The sequence below is a fragment of the Halorhodospira abdelmalekii genome, assembly GCF_016583625.1.
GTDB lineage: Bacteria > Pseudomonadota > Gammaproteobacteria > Nitrococcales > Halorhodospiraceae > Halorhodospira > Halorhodospira abdelmalekii.
The window spans coordinates 22,985-44,658 of sequence record NZ_NRRN01000028.1 but is presented as its reverse complement, the minus strand read 5'-3'; the positions used below and the strand labels follow the sequence as shown (position 1 = coordinate 44,658).

Here is a 21,674-nt window from a genome sequence, read left to right as displayed (position 1 = left end):
CCCCTCGGGGGCGGGCAAGACGACTCTGGTGCGGGCACTGCTTGAGCGCGAGCCCGGGGTTGAGCTGTCGGTATCGCATACGACGCGAGCGCAGCGCCCGGGCGAGATCGACGGAGTGCACTACCACTTTGTCAGTGCGGCGCAGTTTACCGAGGCGCTTGCGGCCGATCGCTTCATTGAGCATGCGCAAGTCTTCGGCAATCTCTACGGCACCTCGCGTGACGCCGTGGAGGCCCGCTTGGAGGCCGGCGCTGATATCGTGCTTGAGATCGATTGGCAGGGGGCGCAGCAGGTGCGCAAGCTCCTGCCTGAGGCGGTCACGATCTTTATCCTCCCGCCGTCACGCCGAGCGCTGGCCGAGCGGCTGCAGGCGCGTGCTCAGGATGCTCCAGAGGTGATTGAGCGGCGCATGGCCGAGGCCGAGGCCGAGATCGCCCACTATCGCGAGTACGACTATCTCATCGTCAACGACGACTTTACCGAGGCCCTGGAGCAACTTCGGCTGGTGGTGTGCAGTCAGCGGCTATCGCAGCGGCGCCAAGAGCCACGCTTACGCCGCCTGTTGTCCGGTCTGCTCAGCAGCGGCAGCTAGTGTGAAGTGGCGCGGCGCTGGGCGAATCGTGCGACTAGGCGCGAAGCGAGTTCGATCTCGTGGGTCAGTTCTGCCATCCGCTGGTTGGCTTGCTGGGCGTATTGGCTGACCTCCTGCGCCATCTGATCGATGCTGTTGATGTTGCGGTTGACCTCATCGGCGGTGGCGCTTTGCTCCTCGGTCGCGCTGGCGATCTGGGCGCTCATATCGTGCATGGAGCGGACCGCGGTGTTGATCTGATCGAGCGATCGGCGTGCCTCATCGGCGAGTTGGAGGGTCTCCTCGGCGCGCTCTCCACTCTCTTGCATGCGGGAGACGGCGAGAGTCGTGCTCTCCTGCAGCGAGTCGATAATCGCCTTGATCTCTTTGGTCGATGAGGAGGTGCGATCGGCAAGGACGCGGACCTCTTCGGCGACGACGGCAAAACCGCGGCCGACGTGCCCGGCACGCGCGGCTTCAATGGCAGCGTTCAGGGCAAGGAGGTTGGTCTGTTCGGTGATCTCCTGAATGAGATCGAGGGCTGCACCGATGCGTTTGGTCTCGGAGGCGACCTGGTCGATCGCTGTCGAAGAGCTGCGTACCCGCTCGACGAGCCCGCGCACCGCATCGGCGCTCAGCTTGACCGTCTCCATGCCGTGTGTGGCCTGCTGTCGTGCTTGTTCGCTGGTTGCCGAGCCTGCCGAGGCGTTGTGAGCGACCTCTTGAACGCTTTGCGACATCTCCTCCATGGCCGTGGCGACCTGCTGGGTCTCCTCGGTTTGCCGCTGAGCGCGTTCGTAGGCTTCGGCGATGGCCTCGCCCGACTGGGTGCCGACGCCCTGGATGTGGTTGGTCACCCCGGCGAGGCGCTTCGGTACGGCCTCAATCTTGGTTTGGGTGTAGAGTAGGGCCAATTCGATGCGTGACGCCTCGTCCTGGCGGCCCGTATAGATTTGCTCGGCGAGTGGGTCGTGGAGCATTTCCGTGGCCTGTTTAACAAGGCGATCAAGCGGTTGCCACAGCCACTGGAAGAGGGCGATGCTAGTGGCCGCAAGCAGTACGAGTAGGGTGGCTTGGAGCCACAGCGGAGCCCCAGAGAGGGCAAGCAGCAGCGCGATGAGCGGCGTCCCGGCGAGCAGCGCGGTCGTCTTGGCTTGAATACCGAAGATGCGGCGGGGGCGCGGGATCAGTTGCAACTCGCCACGATCGGGCTCGGCGGCGCGGGCCTGAGCATAGAGCGCTTCGGCTCGGGCAATCGCGCGCTCATCGGGCGGGGCTTGGCGCACCGACTGGATCTCGACGATCCGCCCCTGGGCATCGAGAATCGGCGTAGCGAAGGCGTGGACCCAGTAGTGATCGCCGTTTTTGCAGCGGTTCTTGACCAGCCCCATCCATGAGTGCCCCGATTGCAGCCGCTGCCACATCTCGTAGAATGCCGTGCGCGGCATATCGGGGTGACGGATCAAATTATGCGGTTGACCGAGGAGTTCATCGCGCTGATAGCCGCTGATCCGCACGAAGTGCTCGTTGATATAGGTGATCTTGCCGGCTGGATCGGTGGTCGAGAGGATAGTCGAATCGGGAGTGACTTCGACCCGGCGCTGGGTGACGGGCTCATTGACGCGCATGGTGCTCCTCATGCAGTTGGGGCCGCGCTCTCAGGCCCCTCCGATGTGTTGGGCAGGGCGCTTGCTCAGGGAAGTTCGGTGCGTTTCATCTCCGTCTATGCGGCCATCTTATGCCATTCAATCGCAAACTCATACAAGGAGGCGCAATGCGTCCGAGCGGTCGAGCCAACAACGAACTACGCCCCGTTTCAATCCAGCGGCACTACACCAAGCACGCGGAGGGGGCGGTGCTGATCGCTTACGGCGATACCCAGGTCTTGTGCACTGCAACGGTCGAGACGCGCCTCCCGCACTGGCTGCGCAACAGCGGCCGCGGCTGGGTGACTGCCGAGTACGGGATGTTGCCGCGGGCCACCCATACTCGCAATGACCGCGAGGCGGCACGCGGGCGGCAGCAAGGGCGAACGCTCGAGATCCAGCGCTTAATTGGACGTTCGCTGCGTGCGGTGACCGACTTAAGCGCCCTCGGTGAGCGCCGCGTGGTCATCGATTGCGACGTGCTGCAGGCCGACGGGGGGACGCGCACGGCGGCGATCACCGGCAGTTACGTGGCCCTCTGCGATGCCGTTGCCCATCTGCTTGAGCGCGGTGTACTGCGCAGTTCTCCGCTGCACGGCCAAGTCGCCTCGGTCTCGGTCGGGGTCTATCGCGGCGAACCGGTGCTCGATCTCGACTACGCCGAGGATGGCGAGGCGGAGACCGATATGAACGTCGTCATGAACGACGCCGGCGGTTTTATCGAGTTGCAGGGAACGGCCGAGGGCCATGCCTTCCGGCGCAGTGAGCTCGATACCATGCTCGATCTAGCACAGCACGGGGTTAAGCAGCTGTTGCAGGCGCAGCAGGAGGTGTTGGCTTGAAGCGCTTGGTGTTGGCAACCGGCAACGCCGGGAAGTTGGCCGAGTTGGCGCGGATGCTCGAGGGCGCTGGGATCGAGGTGCTCAGTCAGCGGGCGCTAGGGATTGAGCCGGTCGCGGAGACGGGGCTGACGTTCGTCGAGAATGCGTTGATCAAGGCGCGGCATGTCGCCGAGCAAAGCGGTCTGCCGGCGGTGGCCGACGACTCTGGGCTAGCGGTTGCGGCCCTTGATGGAGCGCCAGGGCTCTATTCGGCCCGCTACGCCGGGGAGCCGTGCGACGATGCGGCGAACAATCGGCGTCTGCTCGCCGAGTTGGCCAGCTGTACAGCGCAGGAGCGGGAGGCGACCTTTCACTGTGTCATGGTCTATTTGCGCCACCCGCTCGATCCGGCGCCGCTGATCAGCCACGGCCGCTGGCACGGGCGCATCACTGAGCGCCCGCGCGGTGAGCACGGCTTCGGTTACGATCCGCTCTTTGAAGATCGCGAACTTGGGTTGACCGCCGCACAGCTGAGTGCCGCGGAGAAGGATGCGCGCAGCCATCGGGGGCAGGCACTGCGAGCACTCGTCAGCGAACTGTGTCGGTAGCCCCCCCGTGCGCCGTCTACATCCACCTGCCGTGGTGTCTGCGGCGCTGCCACTACTGCGATTTCAACGCCTATACCCACCGCGGCACGCTGCCGGTTGCCGCCTATGTCACAGCGTTGATTCGTGAGCTGGAGCGCCAGGCGTTGTGGCTTGAACGGGCGCGCGCAGAACGGGGGGAGCGGGGGCGGTCGCCGATCGAGAGCCTCTTTTTCGGCGGCGGAACCCCGAGCCTCTTTCCAGCGGCGGCGATCGGGCGCCTGATCACGGCCGTCGATCAGCGTCTGGGGTTGACGGCTGATGCTGAGGTCACGCTAGAGGCGAACCCTGGTGCCCGCGAGCACGGGCGCTGGCGGGACTACCGCGCCGCCGGGGTGAACCGCCTCTCGCTCGGGGTGCAGAGTTTCGCGGCGGCACCGTTGCAGCGACTCGGCCGCATCCACGATGCACCGGCGGCGCACGCGTCACTGCGCGAGGCCTTCGGTGCCGGCTTTTCAGCGATCAACATCGATCTGATGTACGGGTTGCCGGGGCAGGGTGTGGCTGGTGCTGTGGAGGATGTGCGGATCGCCGCCGCCTACGGTGTCGCGCACGTGAGCCATTACCAGTTGACCATCGAGCCGGAGACGCCGTTTGGGCGGTCACCGCCCGCCGATCTGCCGGATGAGGGGGAGCTTGAGGCGATCGAGAGACACGCGCGCGCAGCGCTGCACGAGTGCGGCTATGAGCGCTACGAAGTCTCGGCCTTTGCGCAGCCGCAGCGACGCTGTCGCCATAACCTCAACTACTGGAGCTACGGCGACTATCTGGGCCTCGGGGCGGGGGCGCACGGTAAGGTTGCGGTGGCGCCGGGGCGTATCGAGCGTCGTGTGGCCGTGGCTGAGCCGCGGCAGTGGCTAACGGCTGCCGGTCGACCACAGGCCGATGCGCACGTTTTCGCTCTGGAGGGGGACGAGGTCGCCTTTGAGCTCTTTGCCAACGGCCTGCGCCTGCTTGATGGGATTGAGCCGCAGCAGGCAGTGCGCCACAGTGGACTGGCGTGGCCGCAGCTGCACGCTCGCTTGGCGTCGCTGGTGCGCGAGGGGTGGCTGGAGCAAGGAGCGGATGGGCGGGTGCGGGCGACACCGATTGGCCTGCGCTGGCTCGATTCTTTGCTGGAGCGGTTGTTGCCGTAGCCGTTACCGTAACCGCCGCTGTTGTGCGTACATGCCCCGGCCTTCTTCCTAAGAGGCTGTTGCGTCGATTAGAATGCACCCTGGGAGTGCTGTTTTTTACCAACGGAGACCGGTATGGCCCGCGTAACTGTAGAAGACTGTTTAGGAAATGTAGAGAATCGCTTTCAATTGGTGCTCGCTGGTGCCAAGCGCGCTCGGCAGCTGGCCAACGGCGTCGAGCCGCTGGTGCCGTGGGAGAACGACAAGCCGTCGGTGGTTGCTCTGCGTGAGATCGCAGCCGGGCACGTAGGCCCGGAGATCCTGGCGACCGAGGAAGAGGGTGTGCGGCGTTTCGAGGGTGGCTTCAGTGCCGCCGATGTGGTCGCCGAGGTCGGGGGCGGTCCCCGCCAGCCCGATCCGCTGGCCAGCCAAGAGCACGAGTTTGGTGCCGAAGTTGGTGGCGGTGCCGGTAGCAAGGGTGGTACCGATGCGAGCGAGGGCGGCGCCTGAAGATGGGGCAGCCGAATGGTGTATGGCACGTCCGGCGGGGGTGATCGGGAAGGCAGCTGATGAGCCGGCGCCGCCGTCGGATACGCAGCGGCGCCTCGATGAGCTTGTACGTCTTCTGGAAGAGTACTTGGAGGCGGAGCAGCTCGCCCTCGTAGAGCGAGCCTATCAATTCTCGGCGGCAGCGCACGAGGGGCAGCGCCGGCGCAGCGGTGAGCCGTATATCACCCACCCCATTGCGGTCGCCCGCATCCTTGCCGAGATGCGCCTCGATAGCGAGTCGATCGTGGCGGCGCTGCTGCACGATGTCATTGAGGATACCGCGATCGCTAAGGAGGGGGTCGCGGAGCGCTTCGGTGAGCAGGTTGCCGAGCTGGTCGATGGGGTCTCGAAGCTGACGGCCATCGATTCAAAGAGCAAGGCCGAAGCGCAGGCGGAGAGTTTTCGCAAGATGATCTTGGCGATGACCCGCGATATCCGGGTCATCCTGATCAAGCTTGCTGATCGACTGCACAACATGCGCACCATCTGGATCATGCCGCCACATAAGCGGCGCCAGATTGCACGCGAGACGCTTGAGATCTACGCTCCCATTGCCCAGCGCTTGGGCATGAATGCGCTGCGTAACGAGCTCGAAGATCTCGGTTTTGCCGCCCTCTATCCGCTGCGATATCGGGCGCTCAAGGAGAAGCTCGCCCGGCAGCGCGGTCGCCGTGGGGTGATCCTCGATACCGTCTGCGATCAGGTGCGCACCCGGCTTGAGCAGGTCGGGGTTGCCGGAGAGGTCGCCGGGCGGGAGAAGCATCTTTGGTCGATCTACTGCAAGATGCTTCACAAGCAGTTGAATTTCAGAGATGTCTTCGATGTCTACGGGTTCCGGGTGGTGGTCTCGAGCATCGACGACTGCTACCGCGTCCTTGGCATTCTGCACAGCCTCTATAAGCCCCGTCCGGGGCGGATCAAAGACTACATCGCCATCCCGAAGGCAAACGGCTATCAGTCGCTCCATACGACCCTGATCGGGCCGCACCGCATTCGCCTTGAAGCACAAATTCGCACCCGTGAAATGCACGCCGTAGCCGAGTCAGGCATCGCCGCGCACTGGCTCTACAAGGAGGTTCACGACGATGGCAACAAGGCACAGCTGCGCGCCCGTGAGTGGGTGCAGCATTTGTTGGAGATGCAGCGCAGTGCCGGCAACTCCCAAGAGTTTATCGAGAGCGTCAAGATCGATTTGGTGCCTGATGAGATCTACGTCTTTACACCCAAGGGCGACATCATCGAGTTGCCGAGTAACGCAACACCGGTCGATCTGGCTTACGCCATTCACTCCGATGTTGGTGATTGCTGCGTAGCGGCCAAGGTCGATCACCGCTTGACCTCACTGCGCACGCCGCTGCAGACCGGTCAAGTAGTCGAGATCGTCAGGGGGCCGTTCGGACGGCCCAATCCGGTTTGGCTCGATTTCGTGGTGACGGCCAAGGCGCGAACGGCGATCCGCCACGCCCTGAAGCGCCTTAAAGATGAAGAGGCGCTCGACTTGGGACGGCGCATGGTGGAGCGGGCGCTGGCAGCACTCTCGCTGGAGATCGAACAGCTCGATCAGGCGCGCATTGAACAGGTGGTCGAGGGAGCCGGGGTCGGCAGCTTCGATGAGCTCCTGAAAGAGGTGGGGCTGGGGCGGCGGGTTTCGTGGCTGGTTGCCCAGCAGCTCTCAGGGGTGACCCAGGGGGAGGCCGAACTTGAGGGGCGCGGCGAGAGCGGCGAGCAGATCGGCCACTTGACGTTGCGCGGGAATGAGGGGGCGGTCGTTAGCTTTGGGCGGTGTTGTCGACCCATCCCGGGGGATCCCATCGTCGGTTTCGTGAGCAGCGGCCGCGGCGTGGTGGTCCACCATCAGGAGTGCAAAAATATCGGGGTGCAGCGCAAGCGCCATGAGAACTGGGTCGATGTCGACTGGGACGAGGCGATCGATGCTGAGTTCCCGACCCTGATCAGTATCGACGTTGTCAACGAGCGGGGTGCTTTGGCTCTGCTTGCCCATGCGATCGCTGAGCAGGGTTCGAGTATCGAGCACGTCAGCATCGAAGAGCGCGACGGGATGATCGCGACCGTCCGCTTTCTGATCCTGGTGCGTGATCGCCGCCATCTTGCCGCGGTGATGCGTCATCTGCGCGCGATGGCACCGGTGCAGCGCATTGTGCGCAAAAAAGACAGCTAGCACGGTATGCTGCTGAGTGTGCGGTAAGAGGTGGGGGCGAGGAGCAACCCTGCGCTTGATCGCTGAATCCCTAGGACAGAGAATCAGGAGACGGGAGGGTAGTGGCTTATGTCGCAACGCGAAACCATCGAGACGGGGGCCGCGCCGGCGGCCATTGGCCCGTACAGTCAAGCGGTTCGCGCCGGTGATTTCGTCTTCGTTTCGGGGCAGATTCCCCTCGATCCGGCGACCGGAGAGTTGGTGGGTGCCGATATGCGCAGTCAGATTGAGCGGGTATTCGCCAACCTGGGAGCGATCGCCGAGGCGGCGGGTGGGACGCTAGCCGATGCGGTGCGGATTACCGTCTATCTGACCGACCTAAGCCACTTTGCGTTGGTCAACGAGGTGATGGCTGACGTGATGGTTGAGCCGTATCCGTCGCGCGCTGCGGTGGGGGTCATGGCCTTGCCGAAAGGGGCAGCGGTGGAGATGGATGCGCTCTTGTATCTGCCGTCCGGAGGGTAAGCGGGTTCAGTGAAGGCGCCTGCTTGGCCGCTTACGGCACTGCCGGGGGTGGGTACGCGCACTGCCGAGCGACTGCAGCGTCTCGGTCTGCGGACCGTCGCCGACTTGCTTTTCCATCTGCCGATTCGCTACGAAGACCGGACGCGGCTGCGCCCGCTCGCTGCGTTGCGGGCCGGGGAGCGGGTGTTGGTCGAGGGCGTGGTCGTCTGGAGTGAGCAGACGCGCGGGCCGCGTCCCCGGCTGGTTTGTCGGTTAAGCGACGGCAGTGGTGAGCTCGATCTGGTCTTCTTCCACTGCAAGCCGCAGCAACGCGAACGGTTTCGCCAGGGCAGCCGTTGGCGTTGCTTCGGCGAGGTGCGCGCCGGTTTTACCGGCTTGCAGATGGCGCACCCGGAGTGTCAGCCGGTGCAACTGGCCGATGCCGATCGTAGCGGTGTACCGACAACGCTGACGCCGGTCTATCGTACGACCGAAGGGTTGCAGCAGCGGCAACTGCGCCGCCTGGTCGATTTGGCGCTGGCACTGCAGCCGCAAGTCTTGCCTGAACTGCTGCCCGAGTGGTTGCCCGCAGGCGGTTGGCGGCAGGCCGGTTGGCCGCCGCTCGGTGAGGCGTTGCAGCAGCTACATCGGCCGCCACCGGAGAGCGACACCGAGGCGGTGCTCGCTGGCACCCACCCAGCGCTCCAGCGCATTGCCTACGAGGAGTTGCTGGCGCACCATTTGGCTTGGCGACAGGAGCGCGGGCAGCAGCGTGTGGCTGCCGGCGCCCCAGTGCTGACGTCAGGAGAGGCGCTGGCCGCACGGTTGCGCGCAGTGTTGCCCTTCACTTTGACGGCAGCGCAGCAGCGGGTGGAGGCCGAAGTGGCCGCCGATCTGGCCTCTCCACAGCCGATGTTGCGGCTGCTGCAGGGCGATGTCGGTTCGGGCAAGACGGTCGTGGCCGCCTTGGCGTGCGCGCGCGCAATCGGCAGTGGTTATCAGGCCGTGTTGATGGCGCCGACCGAGCTGTTGGCCGAGCAGCATGGGCGGGTCTTGCGTGGTTGGCTGGAGCCGCTTGGGGTCGAGTTGGCCTGGGTGAGTGGCTCGCTGCCGGCGGCACAGCGCCGTGAGGCGTTGCGGCGCCTCGCGAGTGGTGAGGCACAGCTCGGCATCGGCACCCACGCCCTCTTTCAGGAGGCGGTAGAGCTGTCGCGACTGGGGCTGGTTGTGGTCGATGAGCAGCACCGCTTCGGCGTGCACCAACGCCTGGCGCTCAAGGAGAAGGGGCAGGATGGCGCGCCGCACCAGCTGATTATGACCGCGACGCCGATCCCGCGGACCTTGGCGATGACGGCCTACGCCGATCTCGATCTGTCGCTGCTCGATGAGCGTCCGCCGGGTCGTCAGCCGGTGCGGACCGCCGCGGTGGAGCAGGGGCGTCGGCACGAGGTGATCGAGCGCATGCGGGCGGCGCTGGCTCAGGGGCGGCAGGCCTACTGGGTCTGTACCTTGATTGAGGCCTCCGAGGAATTGAGCGCGCAAGCCGCGGCAGAGACCGCCGATCAGCTCGCCGCAGCCCTGCCGGAACACACAGTTGGGCTGGTGCACGGGCGCATGGCGCCCGCTGAGAAGGAGCGGGTGATGGCCGCCTTCGCCGCCGGCGAGATCGCACTGCTGGTGGCGACAACGGTGATCGAGGTCGGTGTCGATGTGCCGAATGCTACGCTGATGGTGATCGAGAATGCCGAACGGCTCGGTCTGGCGCAGCTGCATCAGCTGCGCGGGCGCATCGGGCGCGGCGCGGCAGCGTCGGCCTGTCTGCTCATGTATCATGGGCCGCTTTCGGTCAGCGCTCAGCAGCGCTTGTCGGTGTTGCGTCAAACCGAGGATGGGTTTGCGATTGCTGAGCACGACTTGGCGATCCGGGGGCCGGGGGAACTCCTGGGTACCCGACAGACTGGGGTATTCGGTCTGCGCATCGCCGATCTACAGCGCGACGGCGAGTTGATCGAGCGTGCACGAACAGACGTCGAGGGGTTGCTGAAGGCAGAGCCGCAGTGCATCGCGGCGCTGGTTGAGCGCTGGGTCGGAGAGCGGCAGCGCTACGGACAGGTGTAGGATCGGTAGGATGCGGTGGGCCGAGTGCAGTGGCGGGTTTTGGCTCAAGAGCAACTAAGGGTAAGAGTAAAGGAGTGACTCTGGCTTGGAGCGGTGGCGTGCGCAGCAGTTAGTATGGCGGCCTCGGGAGGCGGCTTGGCGTCCGGGGGCGGCCCCCCTTCCGGGGCGGCCGCCGCCGCTGGTGCGTGCACTGCTTGCGGTGCGTGACTCGTTGACTCAGCGACTAGAGCGCATCGGGCCAGTCCAGGTCGAATTGTTATGGCAAGGGGTGGCGCGAGCGTCGCTGGATGAGGCGCGGGCCTTGGGTATTGGGCCGCGGCGAAGGGTTTGGCTGCGGGAGGTCATACTGGCCTGCGAGGGAGGGCCGCGTGTCTATGCGCGCAGTGTACTCCCGGGGCGTGCGTGCGGACGCTTAGCCGGGTTGCGGCGCCTCGGTGCCCGGCCGTTGGGGCGGCTGATCTTCGCTGCCGCCGACGTCCAGCGCAGCCCGCTGGCGGTGGCTCGGCTGCGTGGGCCGGAGCCGCTTGCCCGGCGCTTGGCAGCGTACGGTGAATGCGGCACAGTGGGCGCTTGGGCACGACGCTCGACGATCTTGGCGGCACACCAGTCTATCTTGGTAACTGAGGTCTTTTTGACGGGGACGGTGAGCTCGGAGGAGGTGGAGCGTGATCGGGCAAGCACGGCGCGGCGGTAAATCGTGGGCTGTAACCGAGCGCCTGCACACCTACGCTGAGCTGGCGCGTCTGGATCGGCCGATTGGCAACTTTCTCCTACTCTGGCCCGTCCTCTGGGCGCTGTGGCTGGCGGCCGAGGGGGTGCCTGATCTCGATATCCTGCTCATCTTTGTGCTTGGTGTCTTGTTGATGCGGGCGGCTGGCTGTGTAATTAACGATTTTGCCGATCGCCATATCGATCTGCACGTACGGCGCACACGGCGTCGCCCCTTCGCGACCGGGCGGGTCTCCGAACGCGAGGCCTTGATACTCTTCGTAGTGCTTTGTCTGCTCGCCTTTGGCCTGGTGCTGCTGACGAACTGGCTGACGATCATGATGTCGCTCGTAGCGGTCGTGCTGGCGGCCTCTTACCCCTTTACCAAGCGCTATACTCACTTGCCGCAAGTGCACTTGGGGTTGGCCTTCGGCTGGGCGGTACCGATGGCGTTCGCCGCACAGACCGGGGCAGTACCGCCGGTGGCCTGGCTGTTGCTGCTTGCTGCGGTGCTCTGGGCAACGGTCTACGATACGATGTACGCGATGGTTGATCGTGATGACGACATCAGGATTGGGGTCAAGTCGACGGCGATCCTCTTTGGCGATCTCGACCGGGTGATGATCGGTCTGCTGCAGCTCTTGATGCTGTTGGCGTTGCTGCAGATCGGTCTGCGCAGTGAGCTGGGGCCGCTCTACTACGTCGCCCTTGGGGGTGCGGCGGGCCTTTTCATCTACCAACAGGTGCTGATCCGCCGTCGTGAACGCCACCACTGTTTTCGCGCCTTTTTGAATAACGCCTGGTTCGGTGGTGTGGTCTTTCTTGGTATCGTGCTCGACCTGCACGTCTGGCAATACTTCGTCTAATTGGGCACATCGGGCATCTTGTGCCGTTGCGGTGCGGGTCGTTGGTGGGTGGTCTCAGCCGTCCGATGGCTTGTCCTGGACCCATCAGGCTCGCTAGACTGCCCACCTTGAATTCACGAGCAGTGGGGTCCATGGTCAGAAGTCCACCGGCCGACTCAGTCGGGCTTGTGACGCAGCACAAAGCGATCTTCGAGGAGCCGCTCGCGCTCGACTGCGGGCGAGAGCTCCCGCGCTATGAGCTGGTCTACGAGACGTATGGTCAGTTGAATCGGGATGCCAGCAACGCGATCCTGGTCTGCCATGCATTGTCCGGCAATCACCACGCGGCGGGCTATCATTCGGAGCACGATCGCAAGCCGGGTTGGTGGGAGACCTGTATCGGCCCCGGGAAGCCTCTCGATACCAACCGCTTCTTTATTGTCTGCAGCAACAACTTAGGCGGTTGCCACGGTTCGACAGGGCCGGCTAGCATCAACCCGGAGAGCGGCAAGCCCTATGGCGATCAGTTTCCTGTCGTCACCGTCCGCGACTGGGTACGCAGCCAGGCCCGCTTGGCTGCGCGCTTGGGCGTTACGCAGTGGGCAGCGGTGGCCGGGGGTAGCCTGGGAGGCATGCAGGCGCTGCAGTGGGCGATCGACTTCCCAGAGCGGCTGCGTCATGCCATCGTCATCGCGGCCGCACCTCGCCTCTCGGCGCAAAATATCGGCTTCAATGAGGTCGCCCGACAGGCGATCATGAGTGATCCCGAGTTCCATGGTGGCCGCTACTACGACTACGGTGTTGCACCGCGGCGCGGGCTGGCCGTTGCCCGCATGCTCGGTCACATCACCTACCTCTCCGACGACGCCATGCGGGCGAAGTTTGGGCGTGACCTGCGCGGCAGCATGAGTTTCGATTTCGATGAGGTCGACTTCGAGGTCGAGAGCTATCTGCGCTATCAGGGGCAACGCTTCGTTCAAGATTTTGACGCCAATACCTACCTGCTGATGACCAAGGCGCTCGACTACTTCGACCCGGCGGCTCACTTTGGAGACGATTTCTCAGCGGCGGTGCGGCCGATCCAGTGTGCCACCCTGCTGCTCTCGTTCTCCAGCGATTGGCGTTTCGCACCGGCGCGCTCACGTGAGATTCTGCGCGCCCTGCTTGAGAACGAAAAACCGGTCAGCTACGTGGAGATCGAGGCAACGCAAGGGCACGATGCCTTCTTGATGCCGATCCCTCACTACCTGGATGCCTTCTCTGCCTACATGAATAACGTGGCCCGGGAGCTTGAGGGATGAACCCACTGCGCCGTGAACTCGAAATCGTCGCCGACTGGATCGAGCCCGGTTCGCGGGTGCTTGACTTGGGCTGCGGCGACGGCACACTGCTGCAGTATCTAGTGCAGCGAAAAGGCGTGATCGCTTATGGGCTGGAGATTGACCCGCGCAAAGTGACCCGCTGCATGGATCGCGGAGTCAATGTCGTGCGCGCTGATCTCGACGAGGGGCTGGCCGATTTTCATCGCGACAGTTTTGATCATGTAATCATGAGCCAGACGATCCAGGCGGTGCGTTATCCAGACAAGCTGCTTGAGGATCTGCTGCGGGTGGGGCGCAATGGTATCGTCACCTTCCCGAATATCGGTTATTGGCGTCTGCGCACGCAACTGTTGTTCCGTGGGCGTATGCCACGCGGCCCCAGTTTGCCGAACGCCTGGTATAACTCGCCAAATATCCATCTGTGCACCATCCGCGACTTCGAGCGTCTGTGCGCCAGCATGGGCATCGAGATCCTTGAGCGCCGGACCTTGGATCGTGCCCACCGCGCCAATCCGCTGCTCAACATCGCCCCGAACCTGCTTGCCGAGGTCGCGATTTACCGTTTCGTACGGGGTGCGCAGTCACTATAGAATGCTCACATTCGGTGTCGTGCCGGTTGCGGTCTTGTTGGCCCAAGGCCTGGCTGGCCTGAGTTTTTGCTGGCCCAGTCTGTGTCAGCCTGGGCTGTGTCAGCCTGGGACGAGTTGAGATGGATCTGCAGCGCCCGATACCGCTGCTGCGTCGTCGGGATCTGGAGCGCCTCTCCCGAGGTCGCCCCCCGGGGGCGGCTGTGATTACCGGGTGCGACTGTGACCGTCCGCATGGATCGATACAGAAGAGCCAACGGAGCCGCCCTATGCAGCCTGAGTACGTACGCTATAACCAGACCGTAGTAGAGAGGCGCCGCTCAGCCTACCAGGAGATCGTCATCGCCCACGATCCGGTGACGGGGCATCTGCTCTATCTCGATGATGACCTGCAAATTGCCGAAGCCGATGAACCGTACAATCAGGCGATCATCTCACCGCTGGTGAGCAGCGGGGCGCTCGGCGAGGTGCTTATTCTCGGTGGCGGCGATGGCGGGGTGTTGCGCGCGGCACTCGATGCCGGTGCTGCACGGGCCGTCCTCGTCGATATCGATGCCGAGGTCATCGAACTGGCCAAGCGCTACTTGCCTACGCTCTGTGGTGATGCCTTCGAGCGACCCGGAGCCGAGGTCGTCGTCGGTGATGCCTTCGCCCATCTGGATGCCGCAGAATGTTGGGATGGGATCGTTTACGATCTGACCATGGACCCGATCCGAGACGATCAGCCACGCACGGAGTATATTCGTGAGATCCTCGGTAAGATCAGCAAGCGTCTACGTCCGGGAGGGGTGATGAGTATGCAGTGCTGTGGGACCGATGAGCCGGGGCTGCGCGAAGAGATCCGCGCCGGGCTTGCGGCCACCTTCAGCGAGTGGGGGGATTGGGAGGCGAGGGTTCCCTCCTTCGATGTGCCGTGGATCTTCGCCTGGGCTAGTGTAGGGAGGTAACCGCCATGAGCACCTGGCTCGTCACCCATCCAGCCTGTCTGGAGCACGATACCGGTGCCGGACATCCGGAGAGCGCCGCCCGCCTGCGCGCCATTCTTAGCGCTTTGGAGACGTCGACATTCGAGTATCTGTTGCGCGAGGAGGCGCCGTGTGCCACGCCCGAGCAGCTTGAGGGGGCGCACGATCCCGACTACGTCAGGGCGATATTGGAGAGCGTGCCGGAGACCGGCTGCCGTCATATCGATTCCGATACGCTGCTGAGCCCGGGGACGGGTGAGGCGGCCCTGCGTGCTGCCGGCGGTGTCTGTCACGCCGTCGACGGGGTGCTCCAGGATCAGGCACACCGGGCATTTTGTGCTGTGCGTCCGCCGGGGCACCACGCCGAGTCGGATCGTGCCATGGGCTTTTGCTTTTTTAACAATGTCGCAGTCGGTGCGGCCCATGCGTCGATGCACTATGGGCTGCGCCGGATCGCTATGGTTGATTTCGACGTTCACCACGGCAATGGCACCGAGGAGATCAGCCGTGGCCGTCCGCGTTTTCACTACTTCTCGACCCACCAGCACCCGCTCTTTCCCGGCACTGGGCTGCCCAGTGCGGAGACGCCGCGCAACATCGTCAACGCGGCCCTGGCCGACGGCGATGGCTCGGAGCGCTTTCAGGCCGTTTTTAACGACACCATCCTGCCTGCTGTCGACGCTGTGAAGCCAGAGCTTATTCTGATTTCAGCAGGTTTCGATGCCCATCGGGCCGACCCTCTTGCGACCCTGCGCCTTGATGAGTCGGACTTTGCCTGGGCGACGCGTGAACTGGTTGCGCTCGCCCGCCGGCACTGTAACGGACGTCTCGTCTCCGTCTTGGAGGGGGGCTACAATCTCTCGAGTGTGGGCCGCTGTGCAGCCGCCCACGTCGAGGCGCTAATGATGTGAGCAGTGAGCAGTGAGCAGTGAGCAGTGAGCAGCGAATTGGCGGGCGTGTACGGCCCATCGCTTGCTGCCGATCGACGACCGACCCACTCGCAGGAGCGCGCATAACAGGGGAGCGCACCATGAACCGACCTTCCGGCCGTTATAGACCCCGCTTGGAGCGTTTCCGGCGCAGCGGTGAGCGCTCTCATCTGCTCTACTATCTGCCGATCTTCGATGCTGAGCGGCAGACGCGTATCGGGGTGTTGGCGGATCTTTCCGCACAAGGTTTACTGCTCGTCGGTCACGAGCGCTACGCCATTGGGCAGCGGCTGCGGCTGCATATCGCCGGCGAGTCGGGCAGTGAATTGGCCGGCAGCGTCGCCCTCTCTATCTTGGCCGAAGTCCGCTGGTCGGCGCCGGACGTGAACCCGGCCTATGTCGCAACCGGAGTTCGCTTCGTCGAGCTCGATTCGGAGCTCGAGCAGGAGATCCAAACGCTGATCCAGCGGCTCGGGCGCATGGAGCGCTGAGCGTGACGGCGCCGGCGGCGTGAGTTCTGTTGCGCCGTCGCTCAGCCCTGCTGGCCGTTACTGCGGTGAAACCCGAGGGTTTAGGCTGTAGGTGGTGGTGATCGCCGCTTGGTCGAGGATGTGCCCACGGATAGCCGCCAATAGATCGCCACCACGAAACGCCCCTTCGACCGGCGCCCGTGGTGTATCAAGCGCATAGAGGGTGAAGACGTAGCGGTGCGGTATGGCGTCGTTCCAGGGCGGGCACGGGCCGTCGTAGCCCCAGTACTCGCCGCTGAGCTCTTCGCTGCCCGCCAAGAAATCGGTGTAGTCGTTAACCCCTTGGCGGGTGCCAAAGGGGCCGGCTGCTTCGCGCTTGCCACCGGGAGTGACCGCATCGGCAAAGGCGCCCTCCGGCAACTCGTCGAGCTGCGGATCGATGTCGACCAGCAGCCAGTGGTAGAAATCGACCCGCGGTAAGTCGGCCGGCACCTCACGATCCTCGCGGTTGACATCATCGGCCTGGCAGGGGGCATCCGGGTCGTGGCAGATGAGGGCCAGGGATTGGGTCCCCTCCGGTAGTTCCGCCCAGGCGATCTGTGGGCTTCGATTGGGGCCAAACGCCATGTGCGCATCGGCATCAGGCACCCCGAAAGCATGACGCTCGCTGATGGGCTCGCCATCACGCAGGCTCTGACTGCTTAGACGCATATTCGACCTCCTATGGTCTCTGTTGCTAGGTGGTTTCCGGGGTCGTAGGTGAGCGCTCGCGGTGTGCCGTCTAGCTTCGGGAAGGCGCTGCCGGCAGAGGTTGCCGGTTCTGTCTCAGCCCCGTTCGGTCCTCCCTCCCCGGGGCCTCCCCAGGCATGGCCGTACAGGATCTCGTAGGTGGCCGGCACGCGACCGTCCGCTTGGCGGAAACGCCGCGAGTAGGCAGCCTCTACCCGGGCTAACCGGTGCGGTGAGGCGAGCCCCCGTGGGCGCCGTGTCGAGGCGTTGATCGAGCCTAACGCCTTGAGCTCGCGGATCACGGCGCGCGGCTGCTGATAAGTCAGCGTAAGCTGTTCACCGTCGACCACTGGGCCGGTAAAGCCGCAACGCAGCATCGCCTCGCCGACAATCGGCTTATCGCAGAAGGTGTGGATGTGGGTGTAGTGATCGACCTCAGCCCAGGCACCGCGCAGCTCCTCAAGGGTCTGTGGGCCGAGGGTGGTGAAGAAGAGTGCCCCCGCTGGGCTCAATACACGGCGCATCTCTGCTAGTGCCGCGCCGATATCACTGGCCCACTGCAGTGCCAAATTCGAAAAGAGCAGATCAATGCTGCCATCCGGGAAGGGCAGGGCCTCGGGGTCAGTGCAGATACAGCGCGGTCGCCGCAGCCACGAGCCGCGTTTGCGGCAGCGGCGCAGCAGATCGGGTGCGTCTTCGATGGCGTAGACTTCTGCTGTGCGAAAACGCTTGAGCAAGGCCCGGGTGGCATAGCCCGTTGCCGCCCCCACGTCGACTACGCGTCGGGGCGCTAGGTGGACCGGCTCCAGGCGCTCAAGCAACCGCTCGGCGACCTCACGCTGGAGTGCTGCGGCCGGCTCGTAGCGCTTGGCACAGCGCGCCATCCGCCGCCGTTGCACGCGCTGCCGGTCAAGCGGCGGCTCCGCGAGTGAGGTGTCGGTTACGCCCATCTCTATGCGCATCCTCCTACATGGGAAGCGGCAGGGCCCCCCGCATCGGGTAGACGACCAGCATGCGCACTAGGTGGAGCAGGATCAGCGCGAAAAGTGGCGATAGATCCAAACCGCCCATGTTGGGGAGCAAATTTCGCAGTGGCCGCAGTATCGGGTCGATCAGTTGGTAGAGAAGGTTCAGGCCGGGGTGGCTCGCAGTGGGGTTGACCCAGCTGACAATGACCCCGATCAGGATCAGGATGGTATAGAGGTTGAGCAGGAGACCGATCAGCCGTCCGATCGATTCAACCAAGAGGCCGACCGCAGGTGGCTGTTGCCCGTAGTAGATCAGGAAGATCAAATAGACAGCGAGGATCTGCAGGGCCAGCATCAGGACAACGGCGGCTAGATCGATACCGCGCAGCGAGGGAATAAGGCGGCGCAGCGGATTGAGAGCCGGGGCTGTTGCCCGCACTAGAAACTGCGAAATCGGGTTGTAGAAGTCGGCACGCACGCTCTGCAGCAAAAAGCGCAGCATGATCGCTAGGATGTAGAGATAAAATGCTGTGCCGACCAGGAAGATCAACGGCTCGGTCAGGTAGTTCGATCCCATTTATTGCTCCCCAAGCAGGTTGCCGATCTCTTCAGCGCGAGCGGCCGCTGCCGCTACGGCGCCCTTTACCGCTGCATGTATGTTGTGCTGCTCTAATACTTCAAGAGCGCGCTCGGTGGTCCCTCCCGGAGAGGTCACCCGCTGACGTAGCGTGCCCGGAGCATCGCTCGACTCCAGTGCCATCCGCGCCGCGCCCGTGGCGGTCTCAAGCACCAGCAAACGAGCCCGCTCACGATCCAGCCCCCGCTCCACGGCAGCCTCCTCCAGCGCCTCCATCAGCAAGAAGAAGTAGGCTGGGCCGCTGCCTGAGACAGCAGTTACAACGTCCATCTCCGCTTCGTCGTCGAGCCAGAGCGTCTGGCCGACCGCGCGCAGCAGCGACTCGGCTAACTCGCGCTGGGCGGCGCTGACGCGGGCGTTAGCCAGCAGTGCAGTGGCCGCGCTGCGCACCAGCGCCGGGGTGTTGGGCATGGTGCGGACGATCGCAGCATCAGCGCCGAGCCAGCGCTCTAGATCGCGCAAGCGTACCCCGGCGGCGACCGATATGGCTAGCGTTTGTTGTTGCCGGAGCTGTTCGCCGAGCGCTTCGGCGACTTCACGAATCACTTGCGGCTTGACCGCTAAGATAACCGCATCGGCCTGCTCCACAGCGGCTCTGTTCTCGGCATAGGTGGGGACGGCAAAATCGCGCGCAAGGGCGTCGCGGCGTTCGCTGTCGGGTTCGGCGACGTGGATGCGGGTGCTGGAGTGGCCGTCGGCGATCAGTCCGCCGATCAGCGAGCGCGCCATATTGCCACCGCCAATGAAGCTGACTCGGGTCTCTCTGTGCATACGCTACGCTTCCTCTTGTGTCTGCGGAGTGCCTTGACTGGGGGGGTGATTGGGGCGCGGCCCGAATAGGGCGGTACCTACGCGCACGATGTTAGCGCCCTCGGCGATAGCGGCTTCAAGATCGGCCGACATGCCCATGGAGAGGGTGTCGAGAGGGAAGCCGCTGCGGCGCAGTTCGTCGAAGAGTTCGCGCAGCAGCGCAAAGGGGCGGCGCTGGGCAACGGGATCGGTGGCCGGGGCGGGGAGCGCCATCAGCCCGCGGAGACGCAGGCGTGGCAGTTGGGCGACGCAATCGGCGAGTTCGTGCACCGCCTCTGGGAGACAGCCGGCCTTTTGCGGCTCGGCACTGATGTTGACCTGTAGGCAGATGTTCAGCGGCTCAAGCGATTCTGGGCGCTGTTCGGCGAGCCGGCGAGCGATCTTGCTCCGATCGAGCGTGTGGATCCAGTGGAAGCGGGTTGCTGCCTCACGCGTCTTGTTCGACTGCAGGGCGCCGATCAGGTGCCAGGTGATGTTGGCCTCGGGCAAGGCGGCTTGCTTGCGTTCTGCCTCCTGCAAATAGTTCTCGCCAAAGTCGCGCTGACCGGCGTCGTACGCCGCTCGGAGTGCCGCGATCGGCTGGCGCTTGCTGACTGCGAGCAGGCGCACGCTGTGTGGCGTGCGGCCGTATTCGGCTTCAGCGCGACGGATGCGTGCCTCGACTTCGGCTAGCCTGGCGGTGATGTCGCTCATCGGTTCCTCCGCGAGCCGCCCATCCTTTGCCTCTAGGGCGGGTCGAGTAACAGTGGCGAACGGCCGCTGTTGCCTGGGCGCAACGGTGCGGTACGACGCAGAGTCGGTACGGCACAAGGGTTGGCCACGGTGGGTGCGGCGCTGCAGCGGGTGCCCCCCTTTTTTTCCGTGCTAACATAGTGGTAATCGATGCAGCAGTCGATGCAGGGTACACAAGATGCGTAGACTACTCCTCTCGGCGTGGCTCTTTGCCGGAGTGCTGGCCGTTGTCGTGGTGGTGCGCCACCACCAGGCCGAGCCGCCGTCGCCTGGTGCACTCGCCCCGTGGATGACGCACGGGAGCGGGGGAGCGCGCACGGAGGCGGCGCTGCCTAAGGTGTCGCCGGCGGTGATCGAGTGGTTGCTCGACGACTACGAGATTCGCCGTTCCCTGGAGATCGGGTCGAACCGGGCCATCTCGATGTCGCTGCTTGAGCGGTTGATTGCCGAGGCGTCCCAGGCGACCGGGCTTGATGCCGACTTGATCCGCGCGGTTGTGCGCACCGAGAGCGATTTTCGTCCAGCAGTGGTCAGCTCGGCCGGGGCGGTCGGTCTGATGCAGGTGCGTCCGGTCGTTGCCGTCGATATGGTGAACCGGGTTACCAAGCATCAGGCCGATTGGTTGCAGCGCTTTGCTGAGCTCGACGGCGATGAGATCACGCCCGAGGACCTGGCCGACCCCCGGGTCAACATCTTGCTCGGCAGCCACTACTTGGCATACCTGCACCAGCGCTATGCCGACTTCGGCGAGCCTATGGCCCTGTGGCTGGCTTTGGCCGCCTACAACTGGGGGCCGGGCAACGTCTACCGCCATCTGCTCTCCAATCCTGATCTGCACGGCTTCGAGGATCTGCGGCGGTTGCTGGAGCAATCCGCCCCTGGTGAGACGCGCGCCTTCATCGAGCGGGTGCTTAAGCGCAGCGGCTACGGTCTTGACGCGGTCTAGTCAGTGTAGAAGCTGAAAGAGCTTCTGCCGATAGCGCCGTGCCTCGGGATGTTCGGGGCCGAGGATGCCGAGGGTCTTCAGGGCGAGTTGATGCGCCTCATCACGCCGTTCCCGATCGTGCCGGATTAGGTGTAGCAAGTGCTCTAAGGCCGAGAGCTCGTCGCCGGCTACGATCAGCTGCAACGCCAAGTGCATGCGCACACCGTCGTCCTCGGGTGTGGCAGCGAGCTGCTGCTCAAGGCTGGCGCGGTCGGGCAGGTCCTTGACCTGTTCGGCGAGCTCCTTGCGGCTCAAGATCGCTTGCGCGCGCGGGTCGTTGCGCTCATCGCTGGGCAGGGCCTCGACGAGCGCGCAGGCCTCATCGCTCTCTCCGCTTTGAAGCAAGGCGCGGGCGAGTTCCAGCGTGCTCTCGGTGTCCCCGCGCTGCCGCTGCGCGGTACGCAGGTAGGGAACGGCCTCGGCGGCACGGCCCTCAAGCAGTAGGGCCTTGCCCTCGGTCAAGGGGTCGGCGGGAGGGGCTTCAACGTGCTGTCCGAGCCACTTGCGCAGCTCTCCCTCAGGGACGGCGCCGACGAACTGATCGACAGGCTGACCCTCTTTGATCAGTAGCGCGGTCGGTAGGCTCTGAATGCCGACCTGCATCGCCAGCTGCTGCTGTTGATCGCAGTCGACCTTGGCCAGTCGAAAGCCGCCGCGGTACTCATCCGCCAACCGCTCCAGCAGTGGGCTCAGTGTTTTACACGGCTCGCACCACTGGGCCCAGAAGTAGATCAGCACCGGTTGCTGTAAGGAGGCGTCGAGCGCTTGCTCTTTGAAATTTTCAGCGGTGATCTCGATCACATGCGGCGAGGTGCTCAAGTTGGCCTCCATCATCCGAAAAACATTAGGAATATCGACTGG

Annotated in this window: 22 protein-coding genes and 1 pseudogene; 16 read left to right on the top strand and 7 right to left on the bottom strand. The window is 64.2% G+C overall.

Annotated elements, in window-relative coordinates:
* A partial coding sequence (gene gmk / locus CKO15_RS08300) for a guanylate kinase (protein ID WP_200194968.1) occupies positions 1-592 on the top strand: 592 nt, incomplete at its 5' end.
* On the opposite strand, the gene CKO15_RS08295 is transcribed toward gmk, so the two are convergent.
* Entirely contained in the window at positions 589-2,199 is a 1,611-nt protein-coding gene (locus CKO15_RS08295; RefSeq protein ID WP_200194966.1) for a methyl-accepting chemotaxis protein, read from the bottom strand. The genes gmk and CKO15_RS08295 overlap by 4 nt on opposite strands.
* A gap of 146 nt (positions 2,200-2,345) precedes the next feature.
* Here CKO15_RS08295 and rph point away from each other — a divergent pair, with 146 nt between their 5' ends.
* From rph to CKO15_RS08225, 14 genes and pseudogenes are all read left to right on the top strand, one after another.
* Positions 2,346-3,059: a ribonuclease PH gene (gene rph, locus CKO15_RS08290; RefSeq protein ID WP_200194964.1), complete on the top strand. Its 714-nt coding sequence runs from the start codon at positions 2,346-2,348 to the stop codon at positions 3,057-3,059.
* The gene (gene rdgB, locus CKO15_RS08285) at positions 3,056-3,646 is read left to right on the top strand and encodes an RdgB/HAM1 family non-canonical purine NTP pyrophosphatase (protein ID WP_200194962.1); all 591 of its coding nucleotides are present in this window, start codon (positions 3,056-3,058) and stop codon (positions 3,644-3,646) included. Before rph ends, rdgB begins: the two co-directional genes overlap by 4 nt.
* Entirely contained in the window at positions 3,637-4,818 is a 1,182-nt protein-coding gene (gene hemW, locus CKO15_RS08280; protein ID WP_200194960.1) for a radical SAM family heme chaperone HemW, read from the top strand. Before rdgB ends, hemW begins: the two co-directional genes overlap by 10 nt.
* Before the next feature lie 114 nt (positions 4,819-4,932).
* Positions 4,933-5,104 (top strand): annotated as a pseudogene (gene rpoZ, locus CKO15_RS14685) (DNA-directed RNA polymerase subunit omega); the annotation flags it as partial.
* Between the two features lie 225 nt (positions 5,105-5,329).
* A complete protein-coding gene (locus tag CKO15_RS08270; protein WP_200194948.1) occupies positions 5,330-7,525 on the top strand; it encodes a RelA/SpoT family protein in 2,196 nt (731 codons plus the stop codon).
* Between the two features lie 108 nt (positions 7,526-7,633).
* Positions 7,634-8,029, top strand: a complete 396-nt coding sequence (locus CKO15_RS08265) for a RidA family protein (protein WP_200194946.1) — start codon at positions 7,634-7,636, stop codon at positions 8,027-8,029.
* Between the two features lie 9 nt (positions 8,030-8,038).
* Entirely contained in the window at positions 8,039-10,126 is a 2,088-nt protein-coding gene (gene recG, locus CKO15_RS08260; RefSeq protein ID WP_200194944.1) for an ATP-dependent DNA helicase RecG, read from the top strand.
* An 85-nt stretch (positions 10,127-10,211) separates the two neighbouring features.
* The gene (locus CKO15_RS08255; RefSeq protein ID WP_200194942.1) at positions 10,212-10,820 is read left to right on the top strand and encodes a chorismate--pyruvate lyase family protein; all 609 of its coding nucleotides are present in this window, start codon (positions 10,212-10,214) and stop codon (positions 10,818-10,820) included.
* On the top strand, positions 10,792-11,700 hold the full coding sequence (ubiA, locus tag CKO15_RS08250) for a 4-hydroxybenzoate octaprenyltransferase (RefSeq protein ID WP_338036025.1): 909 nt from the start codon (positions 10,792-10,794) through the stop codon (positions 11,698-11,700). Before CKO15_RS08255 ends, ubiA begins: the two co-directional genes overlap by 29 nt.
* Positions 11,701-11,831: 131 nt before the next feature.
* A complete protein-coding gene (gene metX, locus CKO15_RS08245) occupies positions 11,832-12,980 on the top strand; it encodes a homoserine O-succinyltransferase MetX (RefSeq protein WP_200194940.1) in 1,149 nt (382 codons plus the stop codon).
* Positions 12,977-13,591 (top strand): methionine biosynthesis protein MetW, encoded by a 615-nt coding sequence (gene metW / locus CKO15_RS08240; protein WP_420842131.1) that lies wholly within the window; start codon positions 12,977-12,979, stop codon positions 13,589-13,591. Before metX ends, metW begins: the two co-directional genes overlap by 4 nt.
* Positions 13,592-13,857: 266 nt before the next feature.
* Positions 13,858-14,535: a spermidine synthase gene (locus CKO15_RS08235; RefSeq protein ID WP_200194938.1), complete on the top strand. Its 678-nt coding sequence runs from the start codon at positions 13,858-13,860 to the stop codon at positions 14,533-14,535.
* A gap of 5 nt (positions 14,536-14,540) precedes the next feature.
* Positions 14,541-15,464, top strand: a complete 924-nt coding sequence (locus CKO15_RS08230) for a histone deacetylase family protein (RefSeq protein WP_200194935.1) — start codon at positions 14,541-14,543, stop codon at positions 15,462-15,464.
* 119 nt (positions 15,465-15,583) lie between these two features.
* Complete coding sequence (locus CKO15_RS08225) at positions 15,584-15,973, top strand: PilZ domain-containing protein (protein WP_200194933.1); 390 nt, start codon at positions 15,584-15,586, stop codon at positions 15,971-15,973.
* 57 nt (positions 15,974-16,030) lie between these two features.
* On the opposite strand, the gene CKO15_RS08220 is transcribed toward CKO15_RS08225, so the two are convergent.
* The 5 genes from CKO15_RS08220 to CKO15_RS08200 are packed head-to-tail and all read right to left on the bottom strand — an operon-like array spanning position 16,031 to position 19,789.
* Positions 16,031-16,663, bottom strand: coding sequence for a YbhB/YbcL family Raf kinase inhibitor-like protein (locus tag CKO15_RS08220; RefSeq protein ID WP_200194930.1), 633 nt, complete (start codon positions 16,661-16,663; stop codon positions 16,031-16,033).
* Positions 16,654-17,631 (bottom strand): malonyl-ACP O-methyltransferase BioC, encoded by a 978-nt coding sequence (gene bioC / locus CKO15_RS08215; protein WP_200194928.1) that lies wholly within the window; start codon positions 17,629-17,631, stop codon positions 16,654-16,656. The genes CKO15_RS08220 and bioC overlap by 10 nt, the downstream gene beginning before the upstream one ends.
* Positions 17,632-17,647: 16 nt before the next feature.
* A complete protein-coding gene (locus CKO15_RS08210; RefSeq protein WP_200194926.1) occupies positions 17,648-18,226 on the bottom strand; it encodes a YggT family protein in 579 nt (192 codons plus the stop codon).
* Positions 18,227-19,057 (bottom strand): pyrroline-5-carboxylate reductase, encoded by an 831-nt coding sequence (gene proC / locus CKO15_RS08205; protein WP_200194924.1) that lies wholly within the window; start codon positions 19,055-19,057, stop codon positions 18,227-18,229.
* A gap of 3 nt (positions 19,058-19,060) precedes the next feature.
* Positions 19,061-19,789: a YggS family pyridoxal phosphate-dependent enzyme gene (locus CKO15_RS08200; RefSeq protein WP_200194921.1), complete on the bottom strand. Its 729-nt coding sequence runs from the start codon at positions 19,787-19,789 to the stop codon at positions 19,061-19,063.
* A gap of 217 nt (positions 19,790-20,006) precedes the next feature.
* On the opposite strand from CKO15_RS08200, the gene CKO15_RS08195 reads away from it, so the two are divergent.
* On the top strand, positions 20,007-20,774 hold the full coding sequence (locus CKO15_RS08195; protein ID WP_200194914.1) for a lytic transglycosylase domain-containing protein: 768 nt from the start codon (positions 20,007-20,009) through the stop codon (positions 20,772-20,774).
* Here the strand turns inward: CKO15_RS08195 and trxA are convergent, their stop codons facing one another.
* Positions 20,775-21,632, bottom strand: coding sequence for a thioredoxin (trxA, locus tag CKO15_RS08190; RefSeq protein WP_200194912.1), 858 nt, complete (start codon positions 21,630-21,632; stop codon positions 20,775-20,777).
* Positions 21,633-21,674: the final 42 nt, after the last annotated feature.

Coding starts and splice junctions, on each gene's coding strand:
- metW (WP_420842131.1), top strand. CDS start 12,977: ATGAACCCACTGCGCCGTGAACTCGAAATCGTCGCCGACTGGATCGAG.
- metX (WP_200194940.1), top strand. CDS start 11,832: ATGGTCAGAAGTCCACCGGCCGACTCAGTCGGGCTTGTGACGCAGCAC.
- CKO15_RS08200 (WP_200194921.1), bottom strand. CDS start 19,789: ATGAGCGACATCACCGCCAGGCTAGCCGAAGTCGAGGCACGCATCCGT.
- CKO15_RS08270 (WP_200194948.1), top strand. CDS start 5,330: ATGGCACGTCCGGCGGGGGTGATCGGGAAGGCAGCTGATGAGCCGGCG.
- CKO15_RS08225 (WP_200194933.1), top strand. CDS start 15,584: ATGAACCGACCTTCCGGCCGTTATAGACCCCGCTTGGAGCGTTTCCGG.
- CKO15_RS08235 (WP_200194938.1), top strand. CDS start 13,858: ATGCAGCCTGAGTACGTACGCTATAACCAGACCGTAGTAGAGAGGCGC.
- CKO15_RS08295 (WP_200194966.1), bottom strand. CDS start 2,199: ATGCGCGTCAATGAGCCCGTCACCCAGCGCCGGGTCGAAGTCACTCCC.
- CKO15_RS08230 (WP_200194935.1), top strand. CDS start 14,541: ATGAGCACCTGGCTCGTCACCCATCCAGCCTGTCTGGAGCACGATACC.
- proC (WP_200194924.1), bottom strand. CDS start 19,057: ATGCACAGAGAGACCCGAGTCAGCTTCATTGGCGGTGGCAATATGGCG.
- CKO15_RS08210 (WP_200194926.1), bottom strand. CDS start 18,226: ATGGGATCGAACTACCTGACCGAGCCGTTGATCTTCCTGGTCGGCACA.
- CKO15_RS08265 (WP_200194946.1), top strand. CDS start 7,634: ATGTCGCAACGCGAAACCATCGAGACGGGGGCCGCGCCGGCGGCCATT.
- rph (WP_200194964.1), top strand. CDS start 2,346: ATGCGTCCGAGCGGTCGAGCCAACAACGAACTACGCCCCGTTTCAATC.
- CKO15_RS08220 (WP_200194930.1), bottom strand. CDS start 16,663: ATGCGTCTAAGCAGTCAGAGCCTGCGTGATGGCGAGCCCATCAGCGAG.
- CKO15_RS08195 (WP_200194914.1), top strand. CDS start 20,007: ATGCGTAGACTACTCCTCTCGGCGTGGCTCTTTGCCGGAGTGCTGGCC.
- bioC (WP_200194928.1), bottom strand. CDS start 17,631: ATGGGCGTAACCGACACCTCACTCGCGGAGCCGCCGCTTGACCGGCAG.